Below are 12,210 nucleotides of genomic sequence, written 5' to 3'. Positions count from 1 at the left end.
GGTTGGCGCTGCGGTTACTGCGGATGGTCAGACAGAGTTCTTTTTGCCGCCGGGCAGGCTCTCGTCGGGCACAAAGACATCCCGGATGGTCAGCGGTTCGCCATCGGCATTCCGGACTTCCACGGTATGAATCGGCCGGCCGGTTGCCCGGTCCCGCAGGTCCAGCGGTGTCTGGTCCGGTGCCGGGTTCCATTTGTCGCCCCACTGGCGCAGGGCAATCACCACCGGGAACAGGTCCCGGCCTTTTTCGGTCAGCCGGTACTCGAAGCGCGAGCCGTGTTCGCCGACATCCTCCTTGCGGAGCACTTCGTTATCCACCAGTCTGGCCAGGCGGTCGCACAGGATGTTCTTGGCAATGCCCAGTTCCTGTTGGAAGTCCACGAACCGGCGGGTGCCGTACATGGCGTGCAGCACAATCAGCAGCGACCACCAGTCACCCACTTCATTGAGGGCGCGGGCGACGGAGCAACTGGAATCATCAAAACGTTTTCTGGCCATGGGCGCAGTGTACCGAATAGGGTTGCATTTTAAAACCAGATTTAATAGGGTTGCTTAACGAAACCAAATTAGTGAGGTTGCACATTATCATGAGTATGAATCTTGGCCCGCTTTTCGAACCCTTTGAACTCCACAACCTCAAGCTGCGGAACCGGGTGGCGATGGCGCCGATGACCCGCAATTTCTCGCCCGACGGCGTACCCGGCGACAATGTCGTGGCGTATTACCGTCGTCGCGCCGAGGCCGGAGTTGGCCTGATCATTACCGAAGGCACCACCGTGAATCACCCGGCAGCCAGTGGTTACCCCGATGTTCCCGCATTCCACGGCTCTGACGCGCTTCAGGGCTGGAAGAACGTGGTTGATGCCGTACACGAAGCCGGTGGCGCTATCTTCCCGCAACTCTGGCACGTTGGTGCTGTGCGCAAGGAAGGTACGCCTCCGGATCCTTCGGTTCCCGGCTACAGCCCGTCCGGTCTCTTTGCCCCCGGAAAGCCTAACGGCAAGGCCATGTCGGTCGAGGATATCGAGGACGTGATTACCGCTTTCGCCGATGCCGCCCAGGATGCCAAGGCCCTGGGTTTTGATGGCGTGGAGATCCACGGAGCCCACGGCTATCTGCTCGACCAGTTCCTGTGGGAAGGCACCAATCAGCGTGACGACCAATACGGCGGGAGCATGGAAAACCGCCTACGTATCGTGGTCGAGGTTGTTGAAGCAGTCAGGCAGCGGGTTGGCCCGGATTTTCCGATCATGCTGCGGTTCTCCCAGTGGAAACAGCAGGCTTATGAAGCAAAGCTGGTGCACAGCCCCGAGGAGCTCGAACAGTTCCTGACGCCTCTGGTGGAGGCCGGCGTCGATATTTTCCACGCCTCCACCCGCCGTTTCTGGGAGCCGGAATTCGAGGGTTCGAATCTCAACCTTGCCGGCTGGACCCAGAAGCTGTCCGGCAAGCCGACCATGTCTGTTGGCAGTGTGGGGCTGACGGAAGACTTTATCAGCGGTACCTTCGCCAGCAAGCAGGAAGCCGTTGAGAAAGCCGGAATCGACGAACTGGTGGAGCGGATGAACAATCACGAGTTTGAGCTGATTGCCGTCGGCCGCGCCCTGCTGCAAGACCCGGAGTGGCTGGTCAAGGTAAGGGAAGGCCGCCTGAATGAAGTGGAATCCTTCGCCAAGAAGTCCCTCGCCAAGCTTTACTGATCGACCCTTCGATCGTCAGTTGCCGCAGTGCCCTCGGGCCTGCGGCTTTTTTGTGCGCGGCCGGAAAGCCGAATCTGTCGTCATGGTAATCGCGTCTGGCTATTCAGGCGCTATGATGAGGGAAAGTCATGTGCAGAGGAGGAATCAGTATGTCGATGATAGGATCGGTTAAGACGCTGTCAGTAGCCCTGATAATTGCGGCCATGGTGGGCTGTGCAACGGTAGGAAAGGACTTCCCGACCCACAACGTCGATGAAATCCGGATTGGTGAAACCACCCGGGCGGATATCCAGGAGATGTTCGGCGAGCCCTGGCGCACCGGGATCGAGGATGGCCAACGTACCTGGACCTACGGCAGGTACAAGTGGTCGGCGTTTGGCGATGCTGAAACCACCGATCTTGTGGTGCGATTCGATCAGGACGGAACCGTGTCGTCCTATGTGTATAACACCACTGAATAGACCCCCGGAAACACAAGAGCCATGCTCCTCTGACAGAGCATGGCTCTTGTAAACTCAGACCTGGTTAATCAGATCAGGCCCGCAGCCCTCCTACCAGTTTGTCGATGCTGTCCTTGGCATCGCCGAACAGCATGCGGGTGTTCTCCTTGAAGAACAGCGGGTTCTCGACCCCGGAATAACCGGTGGCCATGCCCCGCTTGAGGACCACCACCTGCCGGGCTTTCCAGACTTCCAGCACTGGCATGCCAGCGATGGGGCTGCCCGGATCTTCGGCGGCCGCCGGGTTCACGGTGTCGTTGGCGCCGATCACCATCACCACGTCGGTGCTCGGGAAATCGTCGTTAATTTCGTCCATTTCCAGCACGATGTCATAGGGCACATGGGCTTCTGCCAGCAGGACATTCATATGCCCGGGCAGTCGGCCAGCGACCGGGTGGATGCCGAAGCGCACGTTCACGCCCCGCTCCCGCAGAATCTTGGTCATCTCGCTGACGCCGTTCTGGGCCTGGGCCACCGCCATACCGTAACCCGGCACAATGATCACCGAGTCCGCCATGCGCAGTTCCTCGCAGACATCATCGACGCTGGATTCATGCACGGTCTGGTCGGAATCCGCAGCCGCAGAGCTGCTGCTGGTCTGGCCGAAGCCGCCGAGAATGACGCTGACGAACGACCGGTTCATGGCCTTGCACATGATATAGCTCAGGATTGCACCACTGCTGCCGACCAATGCCCCGGTAACGATCAGCAGATCGTTGCCAAGCATGAAGCCGATGGCCGCCGCGGCCCATCCGGAGTAGCTGTTGAGCATGGACACCACCACCGGCATATCGGCACCGCCGATCGCCATGATCAGGTGGATGCCAAGTACCGAGGCAATGGCGGTCATCAGCACCAGCGCGATAATGCCCTGGGCCACGCTGCCGGTACTCAGGAACCAGCCTCCCAGGAATACGCAGACAATGATGGCCACCAGGTTCATCAGGTGCCGACCGGGCAGGGTGAGGGCCTTGCTGTCGATCCGGCCATCCAGTTTGCCGCAGGCCACCAGCGACCCGGTGAAGGTCACTGCACCGATAAAGATCCCCACAAACACTTCCACCAGTTTGATGGTGTGCTCGGCTCCGGAGGTTTCAACCAGGGGTTCGATATAACCCGAATAGCCCACCAGCACGGCCGCCATGCCGACGAAGCTGTGCAGCAGGGCTACCAGTTGCGGCATCTGGGTCATTTCCACCTTGTTGGCTATGGCAATGCCAATGCCGGCGCCGACCAGCACCGCAATCACAATGGCTGTCAGGCCGCCTTCACCCACGCTGGCCAGGGTTGCACCCACTGCGATAATGAAGCCGGCGACGCCGTAGAGATTACCGCGCCGGGCTGATTCCTGGTGGCTCAGGCCGCCCAGGCTAAGAATAAACAAGATACTCGCGACCACGTAGGCCACGCTCACCATTCCTGTACTCATTTTGGGCGCCTCCTACCTGCGGAACATTTTGAGCATACGATGGGTGACCCGGAAGCCGCCCCCGACGTTGATGCTGGCAATCAGCACCGCGACAAACGCCAGAATGCCGACGGCGATATTTTCCGCCTGAGCCAGGTGCAGCATGGCACCGATCACGATGATGCCGCTGATGGCATTGGTCACGCTCATCAGGGGCGTATGCAGCGAGGGTGTGACGTTCCAGATCACCTGCCAGCCGATAAAGCAGGACAGCACGAACACCGTGAAGTGTTGCAGGAAGCTTTCCGGGGCATAGGCACCAACGCCATAGAGCGCGAGGGCCGTCACGATCAGCAGGGAGCTCTTGCCGATCATGCTGCGACGGTCGGCGCTCTTCTGGGCGGCGGCTTTTTCGGCCGCTGAAGGCTCCTCGGTACCCGGTGCCGGCTTGGGACTGACCGGCGCCTCCGGCTGGGGTGGCGGCCAGGTGATGTCGTTGTCCTGGACCACGGTCAGGCCACGGATGACATCGTCCTCCATATTGACCACAGGCTTGCCGTCTTTCTCAGGAGTCAGCTCGTTGAGCAGGTGCACCAGGTTGGTGGCGTAAAGATCGCTGGCCACCTTCGCCATACGGCTGGGCAGATCGGTGTAGCCGATCAGGGTCACACCATGATGGTGCGCCACTTTGCCGGGTTCGGTCAGTTCGCAGTTACCACCGCGTTCCGATGCCAGATCCACAATAACGCTGCCGGGCTTCATGGATTTCACCATGTCGGCGGTGATCAGTTTCGGCGCCGGTTTGCCGGGAATCAGAGCGGTGGTGATAATGATGTCCACTTCCTCGGCCTGCTCGGCAAACAGCGCCATCTCCGCCTTGATGAACTCGTCGCTCATCTGCTTGGCGTAGCCGCCGCCACCGCTGCCGTCCTCGTCGTCGAAATCCAGCACCAGGAACTCGGCGCCCATGCTCTCGACCTGTTCCTTCACCTCCAGCCGGGTATCAAAGGCCCGCACGATGGCGCCCATGCTGTTGGCGGCGCCAATGGCGGCAAGCCCTGCTACGCCGGCACCAATCACCATGATCTTCGCCGGCGGAACCTTGCCGGCCGCCGTCACCTGGCCGGTAAAGAACCGCCCGAAATGGTTGGCAGCCTCAATTACCGCCCGGTAGCCGGCAATATTTGCCATGGCGCTCAGGGCATCCATCTTCTGGGCGCGGCTGATGCGGGGCAGGCTGTCGATGGCAAACGAGGTGATCTTCTTCTCCGCCAGCTTTTCCAGCAGCTCAGGATTCTGCGCCGGCCAGATATAACTGACCAGAAACGCGCCTTCCTTCATCAGATCCACTTCGTGTTTGTTCAGGGCGGGATTTTTCATCGGCGCCCGAACTTTCAGGATAAAATCCGCTTCCTGCCACAGTGACTTGGTATCGACGGCCATGACAGCGCCCACTTTTTCGTAGGCTTCGTCTGTATAATTCGCGGCCTCGCCAGCGCCGCTTTCGACGATGACGTCATAGCCAAGACCGATCAGCTTATGGACCGACGGGGGCGTTGCCGCCACCCGTCGCTCGTCTTCATAAACTTCCCTGGGAATACCGATTTTCATTGTGCGTAAGTCCTCCGGAATGACCTGTTCGCTAAGTGTCTCGGTTTTTACGTATGCGGATGCTAACAGGTTTGTTTGCGTTTTCCTAAAAATGAACTAAGCAAAAACCCGGAACCTGATAACAAATCCAGGATTAAGTCCGTTTATCGGCACCCTGAAGCAAGGTATGGATAGCCGCTTCGGAGAGGCCGTCCAGCATTGCGCCGCGGAATTGCCGATTGATGAAATGCTCGGTTTCAGCCTGGATACTTGCCCGCTGCGCCGGTTTTTCAATGTAGTCCATGGCCCGGAACAGGATGTAGCGGATGGTCATGCGGGAAATTTCATGGATAGTCTCCGGCGGCACGGCACTGACCAGTTGCCGGTCGATAATGTCCTCCGCCATTTCCCGGGCGCTGGCCTCTAGCTGCGCCTCCAGTGCCCGGCGCAGCACCGGGGAGGGGCCATGAAGCTCCCGGACGGCCACGGTGGTGGCTGCAGGGTTGGCGAGGAAATAGTGGTACACAAAGGCCACGGTATCGCGGGAGGCCTGCTCGGAAGAATCCGCCATCTGCCGCAAATCCCGCACCCCGGCTTTCATCTCCTCGGCAATGTAACCCAGCACCTGCAGGCCGAATTCGTCCAGGCTCTTGAAGTGCCGGTAAAACGTATTCGGATTCAGCCCCGCCTCCCTGGCAAGCTCCCGCAAGCCCAGCGACGTCAGGCTCCGGGTTTCGGTAATCAGCCGCAGCGCGGCCTGGATGAGTTTCAGCTTTCCGCCGGTTAATGCGTTCATTTTTCCTCTGCGTTGGAGGTAGGGCCATGTTGGCAGGTGTTCCGAAAACCGCTGCAAGTACATCCCTGTACGCTTGCTCTCCGCCATCCCTGGCTCCGAGCATTTTCGGAACACCTGCCAACATGGCCCCCGGACATTGGAAGAGGCCTGAAAGACTTAAGGCGAATGTAAGAGGGCGGGCCACTTTTAGTCTGACGGTCGTTTGTGGGAAGGGCTTCCAAAACTGTGCGGAGCCAGGGATGGCGGAGCCCAAGCGTCACATGGATGTGCCGCAAGGAGCGTGTTTTGGAAGCCCTTCCCACAAACGACCAGCCCCCCAAACCAGAGCCCGCCACGCAGGCCAAGAATCAGTCACCTGAGGCCAATCACCGAACCAAGAGTATACGGTTGTATACCAATTTGTGTATACATGTGTCTACCGGTCATGATGACCCGCCGGACAACAACAGACAAGGCCGGAAAGGCCAACACAGGAGTGCAGCAATGACACAGAACACACAGATCGCCATCATCGGCACCGGCTTCTCCGGCCTGGGCATGGCCATCAAACTCAAGGAAGCCGGCTACAACGACTTCGTGATCCTGGAACAGAGTGACGACATCGGCGGAACCTGGCACCAGAACCACTACCCGGGGTGTGCCTGTGACGTGCAGTCTGCGTTGTACTCCTTCTCCTTTGAACAGAACCCCGGGTGGAGCCGGATGTTTGCTCAGCAGTCTGAGATCAAGGCCTACCTGAAGCACTGTGCCGAGAAATACGGCCTGATGAAGCATATCCGGCTGAACACCCATGTTGCCGGAGCGCGGTTTGATGAGAAAACGCAGACCTGGAAGCTGGAAACCTGCGACAGCGCCAGGCTCTGGGCTTATAGACAGGAACGGGGCCTGAACCCTGGCGACAAGCTCGATCGAAAAGACGAAAAGCTTCCCGAATTCAGTGCCCTGACGGCCGATATTCTGGTCTCCGGAATGGGAGGATTAAGCACCCCGGCCTACCCGGACATCAAAGGTATCGAGACCTTCACCGGCAAACGTTTCCACTCCCAGAACTGGGATCACGACTACGACTTGCGGGGCAAGCGAGTGGCGGTCATCGGCACCGGGGCGTCGGCGATCCAGTTCGTTCCGGAAGTGGTGAAACAGGCGGCACGGGTGGATCTGTACCAGCGCACACCACCCTGGATCATGCCCAAGCCGGACCGGGCCATCAGGCCGCTGGAAAAGCGCCTGTTCCGGATGTTCCCGCAATCGCTGAATGCCTTCCGGCAGAGCATATACTGGTCGCTGGAGGCCCGGGTGCTCGGCTTTGTCGGCAATCCGCGCATTCTCAAGCTCGGTGAGCTGCAGGCCCGCCGGCACATTCGTAACCAGATTCCGGACAGGGAATTGCGTAAAAAAGTCACTCCGGACTTTCACTTTGGCTGCAAACGGGTGCTGATCTCCAACAATTACTATCCGGCCCTGGCGCAGGATCATGTGGATGTTCTGACCGATGGTATCCGTGAAGTGCGTGGCTGTGTCGTTGTTGATCGCAATGGCAATGAACGGGAAGTCGATTGCATCATCTACGGCACCGGCTTCAGGGCCCAGGATCCGATTCCCGCCGGCATGATCTTTGGCCGCAACGGTCGGGATCTGCTGAATGCCTGGCAGGACGGCGCCGAAGCCTACAAAGGCACAACGGTAAGCGGCTTCCCCAACTTCTTCATGTTGATGGGGCCGAACACCGGTCTTGGTCACAGCTCGATGGTGTACATGATCGAAAGCCAGATCCAGTATGTGCTGGATGCCTTGAAGAAGATGGACAAGCACGGCTGGAAAAGCGTGGACGTGAAGGTCGACGCCCTGAGCCAATACAATGCCTCGATTCACGCAAAACTTGGCGATTCAGTCTGGCAGACCGGCTGTAAGAGCTGGTACGTGAACGAAAATGGCAAGAACACCACGCTGTGGCCGGGCTTCACCTGGCAGTTCCGCCAGCAGACAAAACGGTTTGATGCGAGACAGTACCTGTGTGAGCCGGAGGCCGTCGAAGTAGGCGAGGCAGCTCCAGTGTAGTAAGTTGCCTTACTGACATTCTACCCAATATGGGCATTAAATTGCCCATATTGGGTAAGATCCGACTAATTACCATTCTCCGTTAGCTCACGGACCGCCATCCTCACTTCCTCGCAAACCCTGACAAGGCTTGCAACCAGGCTTTCATCCACGTCAATAAAGCCCTCGTATTCCGCGAGGTTCCGTTTGCGGTGGGCCTGATCAAGAATGCGCCATTTCGCGGAGGGAAGGTCCAATGTGTGCTGTAGACATTGAAAAACAAGGTATCGGTTGTCAGAGCGATATCCGAGATGACGCAGTGATGCGAATGTTGACCAGATTCTCAAGTGCTTCCTTGTTCATCAATGATTCCCTTCAATAGCAGGTACGGTCCATTCAGTACCTTTCTCATAAACGGATTGTCGTTGTTCCGACGCTTTTCAAATTCGTGCCTGGTGTAGAGCGTGGGGTTCACGGGCCGCGACAGCTCCTGCTCCACCGGCTCCAGTGCGGTAAACACATCTTCGAGGGTTAATGTGTCAGAAACCAGCATAAGGTCGATGTCACTGTCCGCCCGATCAGTGTTTTTGGCAACCGAACCGTAGACCAGTGCCACGTCGATTTCACTGTCCATGGCGCTCAGGGCATTCTTGACTACTTGAGCCGGCCCGAGGGTTTTGGCAACCAGAGAGCACAATTCCGGAAAGATCGGCGCGTCGTGATTGGCTCTATAGCGCTTCTGGCGCCCCTTGATCTCGACAGTGACCAATCCGCTGTCCACGAATCGACCTACTTCCCGCTGAACTGCCCCGGAGCCGGCCTTTGCCCGTTCGATTAATTCAGCTAGTGAAAAGTCCTGATCAGGCTGCATGAACAGCAGGCCAAGCACTTTTTGCCGGGTGCCTGAAAACAAGGCATCCGCAAGGCTGGAGTTTGAAGACATTGAGGGACCACCGGTGTTTATCGCATTCTTTCAGATTAATGCCTAATTTGGGTAATTTTATACCCACTTTGGGTATATGCAAGACATCTGTTTCTGCATCCGATTCCAGCTGGTCAATGTATCTTGATAGCCAGTCGTTCGTGCACCATGGTTTACATAAGGGAAGCAGCAGGAGAGCACACCATGACCAAGCCAACCCTTCCTGACCAGCCCCAAATTCTGGAGGCAGAGCAGCGTATTCGACAACAACTGGGCGAAACGCCGCTATTGAATGTGCCTGACCTGGATGCTGCCATGGGTCAGCCTTTGGGGTTGAAGTGCGAAAGCCTTCAGCGCACCGGCAGCTTCAAGGCCCGGGGTGCCCTGAACTGGCTGATGACCGCCCGCGATGATGAACTCAGTGCCGGTCTGGTAACAGTGTCAGCCGGCAACCATGCCATCGCCCTGGCTTGGGCAGCGGCCATGCAGAAGGTGCCCCTTACCGTAGTAATGCCTGAGGGTTCAAGCCCACTGAAAATCAGCCGCACCCGTGCACTGGGGGCCGAGGTGATTGTTGAGGGCACTATCCAGCAGGCGGTGGCTCTGTGTCACGACCTTCGGGATCAGAAGGGACTGACTCTGGTCCACCCTTACAACGATGTTCGCATCATGGCCGGGCAGGGTACCGTTGGCCTGGAATTGCTGCGGCAGCAGCCGGACGTGGATCGCGTGCTGTGTCCGATTGGCGGTGGTGGGAGATTGCACTTATGCGGCTTCCCGACGTGTGGTGGACAGGCTGGTCACGGTGACCGAGGCGGGTATTCGGGAGGCCACACGACGGCTGCTAACCGAAGCCCGGCTTTATGTGGAACCCGGAGCCAGCGTCGGCCTCGCGGCCTTGCTGGAGAACCGGGTTCCGCTGGTCCCGGGGCAGGTGACCGCCCTGATTATCACCGGTGGCAACATGGATCTGGAACAGGTCAGTCAGTGCCGGTGATCTGGCCAGCCCTGTCTGCCAGTCCGGCCTGAACGAAGCGCTCAGACGGAGTGCACAGGTCGACCCAGATCCCTGAGCACGGTCTCCACCACCATCGGGCTCCACAGCAGGCGGTTGTGACCCAGTCCGCTGGTGCGTAAAACTTCCGCACTGGGCCAGTTTTCGGCTACTTGCTGGCTTTCAGCCGGTGAAATGGACGTGTCGTCGTCATCGATGACAATCAGGCCCCGCTGGGTGAGAGACAGGGAAAGGGCTTCCAGATCCAGCTGGTCCCACACCGATGGGCCGAAACGCTCCTCCATCAGTTGAAGGTGGACAGCCAGAACCTCCGGACTCAGCCCCAGTTGCCGGCCCAGGTTCTCCATGACCGCGTTCACGCTGGCCGGGGGTGCCAGCATGGCCAGATAGCTGGGCTGCAGTCCGTCTGCGATGGCACGGGCTACGGCGATGCAGCCAATGGAATGGGCCAGCACGCCATGGACCCGGCCAACACTGGCGGCGACACGGCTGATGACTGAAGCCATTTCGAACAGGTCGGTGCTTTCCCCCTGGGCTCTGCCATGGGCGGGCGCGTCGAAGAGAACGACGCGGTAGCCAGCCTCCAGCAATGGTTCGATCCAGGCGCCAAACTGTATGCCTGCCCCGGCCCAGCCATGGACACCGAGAATTACCGGGCCCTGCCCCCAGGAGTACACTGGAATGATGCGTGAGCCGTGCTGCAGTTGAGTGTAGCTGTCAGTGTTATCCAGAAAGTGCTCGTAACGGCTGGGCATGGGCAGCCGGGATGGCCTGAAAGCCATATGATGCACCAATCGCCCGGCTTTCCCGGGCTACGACAGGCGTTTGACCGGGGCGTTGTGCTGGCAAGTGTCTGCACCGGCAGCTTCGTATTGGCGGAGGCCGGGTTGCTGGCGGATCAGGTGGCCACGACCCACTGGCGGGCAGCGATGCAGTTCCGGAACCGTTATCCCGATATCCGACTGGAGGAGGATCAGCTGCTGGTGGATAACGGCCAGATCATCTGCGCGGGCGGGGCAACGGCGTTTGTGGATCTGTGCCTCTACCTGGTGGAGCGTTTTGCTTCACCTTCGGTTGCACTGGCCTGCAGCAAGATGCTGGTTCTGGATGGCCGGCGGGTAGAGCAGACACCTTATATGGCTTTCTACAGCCGCAAGGCCCACCAGGACGACGCCATTCGCAAGGTGCAAACCTGGCTGGAGCAACACTACCCCGAACCGCTCAGTATTGATGATGTCGCCGAAGTGGCCGGCCTGGGTACCCGAACCTTCAAGCGCCGATTCAAGGACGCGACCGGAGAGACTCCCATCGGCTACCTCCAGCATCTGCGGATTGAAGCCGCCAAACACAAACTGGAGTCCAGCCGGGAGCAAACGGCGCGGATTATCTGGAGTGTGGGTTATGAGGATGCCAGCTCGTTCAGGCGGCTGTTCAAGCGAACGGTGGGTTGCACCATGGAGCAGTACCGCAAACGGTTCAGCTATGTAACACCCATGACAGCGTGAACGGACAGCAATTCATACGTTCACTTCCTTACGGCAAAAGCGGTTGTAGCAAGCTATGCTTCCGGGCTCTCATTCACCTCTGGATTGCCCGGAATGCTCGAGACGTTTTTCTCCACCTACATCAGCAGCACGATTCGCTTTCTGTTCCTGCTGGCGCCGTTTTTTGTGGTCACCATGTTCCTCGCCCTCACCAGAGGCTTGCCAGCCGCTGAGAAGTCGTCGATTATCCGCCGCGCCAGCGTCTCGGCGTTTGTTCTGGGCGTGATTCTGTTCTTTGCCGGTCCGCTGCTGTTCAGTGCCATTGGTATCACGCTCAACTCCTTCCGGATCGGTGCGGGCAGTTTGCTGTTCCTGACCGCCATCAGTCTGGTCAACAGTGGTACCCGCAATCACGCGACCGGCTTGCCGGATGAAGACCGTGACGACATTGCCGTGGTGCCCCTGGCGATTCCGGTCATGATCGGCCCGGCGACCATTGGTGCGATTCTGGTCTACGGCGCGGAGCTGAAAACCGTGGCTGAGGTAACCGGCGGGCTGCTCGGGCTGGTGTCCGGACTATTGATCCTGGCGGTGCTGCTGCACCTGTCCGGCTATCTGGAGAAGGCGCTGGGCAAGACCGGCCTGAATATCATGTCCAAGATCAGCGGCCTGATCCTCTCGGCCATGGCGGCCGAAATTGTGCTGACGGGCATTGCGGGATTCATCGCCTCCACCTAGAGTATCGCGGGTCGTTTTTT

Annotated in this window: 12 protein-coding genes; 6 read left to right on the top strand and 6 right to left on the bottom strand. The window is 58.7% G+C overall.

Features of this window, described 5'->3' with window-relative positions:
- Positions 1-27: 27 nt before the first annotated feature.
- Positions 28-498, bottom strand: coding sequence for a winged helix-turn-helix transcriptional regulator (locus tag msub_RS15190; RefSeq protein WP_048496791.1), 471 nt, complete (start codon positions 496-498; stop codon positions 28-30).
- Positions 499-587: 89 nt separating this feature from the next.
- Between msub_RS15190 and msub_RS15185 the strand changes: the two genes are divergently transcribed.
- Together msub_RS15185 and bamE are read left to right on the top strand one after the other, a co-directional pair.
- Complete coding sequence (locus tag msub_RS15185; protein ID WP_048496790.1) at positions 588-1,700, top strand: NADH:flavin oxidoreductase; 1,113 nt, start codon at positions 588-590, stop codon at positions 1,698-1,700.
- Positions 1,701-1,855: 155 nt separating this feature from the next.
- Complete coding sequence (bamE, locus tag msub_RS15180) at positions 1,856-2,161, top strand: outer membrane protein assembly factor BamE domain-containing protein (protein WP_048497149.1); 306 nt, start codon at positions 1,856-1,858, stop codon at positions 2,159-2,161.
- A 73-nt stretch (positions 2,162-2,234) separates the two neighbouring features.
- Here bamE and pntB read toward each other — a convergent pair whose 3' ends face one another.
- The 3 genes from pntB to msub_RS15165 form a co-directional block, all read right to left on the bottom strand.
- The gene (pntB, locus tag msub_RS15175) at positions 2,235-3,629 is read right to left on the bottom strand and encodes a Re/Si-specific NAD(P)(+) transhydrogenase subunit beta (protein ID WP_048496789.1); all 1,395 of its coding nucleotides are present in this window, start codon (positions 3,627-3,629) and stop codon (positions 2,235-2,237) included.
- 12 nt (positions 3,630-3,641) lie between these two features.
- The gene (locus tag msub_RS15170; protein WP_048496788.1) at positions 3,642-5,219 is read right to left on the bottom strand and encodes a Re/Si-specific NAD(P)(+) transhydrogenase subunit alpha; all 1,578 of its coding nucleotides are present in this window, start codon (positions 5,217-5,219) and stop codon (positions 3,642-3,644) included.
- Between the two features lie 133 nt (positions 5,220-5,352).
- On the bottom strand, positions 5,353-5,994 hold the full coding sequence (locus msub_RS15165; protein WP_048496787.1) for a TetR family transcriptional regulator: 642 nt from the start codon (positions 5,992-5,994) through the stop codon (positions 5,353-5,355).
- A 483-nt stretch (positions 5,995-6,477) separates the two neighbouring features.
- Here msub_RS15165 and msub_RS15160 point away from each other — a divergent pair, with 483 nt between their 5' ends.
- A complete protein-coding gene (locus msub_RS15160; RefSeq protein WP_048496786.1) occupies positions 6,478-8,052 on the top strand; it encodes a flavin-containing monooxygenase in 1,575 nt (524 codons plus the stop codon).
- A 322-nt stretch (positions 8,053-8,374) separates the two neighbouring features.
- Here the strand turns inward: msub_RS15160 and msub_RS15150 are convergent, their stop codons facing one another.
- Positions 8,375-8,974: a nucleotidyltransferase domain-containing protein gene (locus msub_RS15150; protein WP_048496784.1), complete on the bottom strand. Its 600-nt coding sequence runs from the start codon at positions 8,972-8,974 to the stop codon at positions 8,375-8,377.
- Positions 8,975-9,157: 183 nt separating this feature from the next.
- Between msub_RS15150 and msub_RS15145 the strand changes: the two genes are divergently transcribed.
- Positions 9,158-9,982: a pyridoxal-phosphate dependent enzyme gene (locus msub_RS15145; protein WP_406564697.1), complete on the top strand. Its 825-nt coding sequence runs from the start codon at positions 9,158-9,160 to the stop codon at positions 9,980-9,982.
- Between the two features lie 9 nt (positions 9,983-9,991).
- Here msub_RS15145 and msub_RS15140 read toward each other — a convergent pair whose 3' ends face one another.
- Complete coding sequence (locus tag msub_RS15140) at positions 9,992-10,750, bottom strand: alpha/beta fold hydrolase (protein ID WP_048496783.1); 759 nt, start codon at positions 10,748-10,750, stop codon at positions 9,992-9,994.
- Between msub_RS15140 and msub_RS15135 the strand changes: the two genes are divergently transcribed.
- Both msub_RS15135 and msub_RS15130 read left to right on the top strand, forming a co-directional pair.
- Positions 10,751-11,473: a GlxA family transcriptional regulator gene (locus msub_RS15135; protein ID WP_227506747.1), complete on the top strand. Its 723-nt coding sequence runs from the start codon at positions 10,751-10,753 to the stop codon at positions 11,471-11,473.
- A 93-nt stretch (positions 11,474-11,566) separates the two neighbouring features.
- Positions 11,567-12,190 carry a MarC family protein gene (locus msub_RS15130; protein WP_048496782.1) on the top strand — a complete coding sequence of 208 codons (624 nt, stop codon included), beginning with the start codon at positions 11,567-11,569 and terminating at the stop codon, positions 12,188-12,190.
- The last annotated feature ends 20 nt before the right edge of the window (positions 12,191-12,210 follow it).

Source organism: Marinobacter subterrani (genome assembly GCF_001045555.1).
Classification (GTDB): domain Bacteria; phylum Pseudomonadota; class Gammaproteobacteria; order Pseudomonadales; family Oleiphilaceae; genus Marinobacter; species Marinobacter subterrani.
This window is presented reverse-complemented; position numbering and strand designations above follow the sequence as displayed.

Bases quoted from the DNA above. Each gene is read 5' to 3' on its own strand.
- msub_RS15190 (WP_048496791.1), bottom strand. From the start codon at position 498: ATGGCCAGAAAACGTTTTGATGATTCCAGTTGCTCCGTCGCCCGCGCC.
- msub_RS15185 (WP_048496790.1), top strand. From the start codon at position 588: ATGAGTATGAATCTTGGCCCGCTTTTCGAACCCTTTGAACTCCACAAC.
- bamE (WP_048497149.1), top strand. From the start codon at position 1,856: ATGATAGGATCGGTTAAGACGCTGTCAGTAGCCCTGATAATTGCGGCC.
- pntB (WP_048496789.1), bottom strand. From the start codon at position 3,629: ATGAGTACAGGAATGGTGAGCGTGGCCTACGTGGTCGCGAGTATCTTG.
- msub_RS15170 (WP_048496788.1), bottom strand. From the start codon at position 5,219: ATGAAAATCGGTATTCCCAGGGAAGTTTATGAAGACGAGCGACGGGTG.
- msub_RS15165 (WP_048496787.1), bottom strand. From the start codon at position 5,994: ATGAACGCATTAACCGGCGGAAAGCTGAAACTCATCCAGGCCGCGCTG.
- msub_RS15160 (WP_048496786.1), top strand. From the start codon at position 6,478: ATGACACAGAACACACAGATCGCCATCATCGGCACCGGCTTCTCCGGC.
- msub_RS15150 (WP_048496784.1), bottom strand. From the start codon at position 8,974: ATGTCTTCAAACTCCAGCCTTGCGGATGCCTTGTTTTCAGGCACCCGG.
- msub_RS15145 (WP_406564697.1), top strand. From the start codon at position 9,158: ATGACCAAGCCAACCCTTCCTGACCAGCCCCAAATTCTGGAGGCAGAG.
- msub_RS15140 (WP_048496783.1), bottom strand. From the start codon at position 10,750: ATGGCTTTCAGGCCATCCCGGCTGCCCATGCCCAGCCGTTACGAGCAC.
- msub_RS15135 (WP_227506747.1), top strand. From the start codon at position 10,751: ATGATGCACCAATCGCCCGGCTTTCCCGGGCTACGACAGGCGTTTGAC.
- msub_RS15130 (WP_048496782.1), top strand. From the start codon at position 11,567: ATGCTCGAGACGTTTTTCTCCACCTACATCAGCAGCACGATTCGCTTT.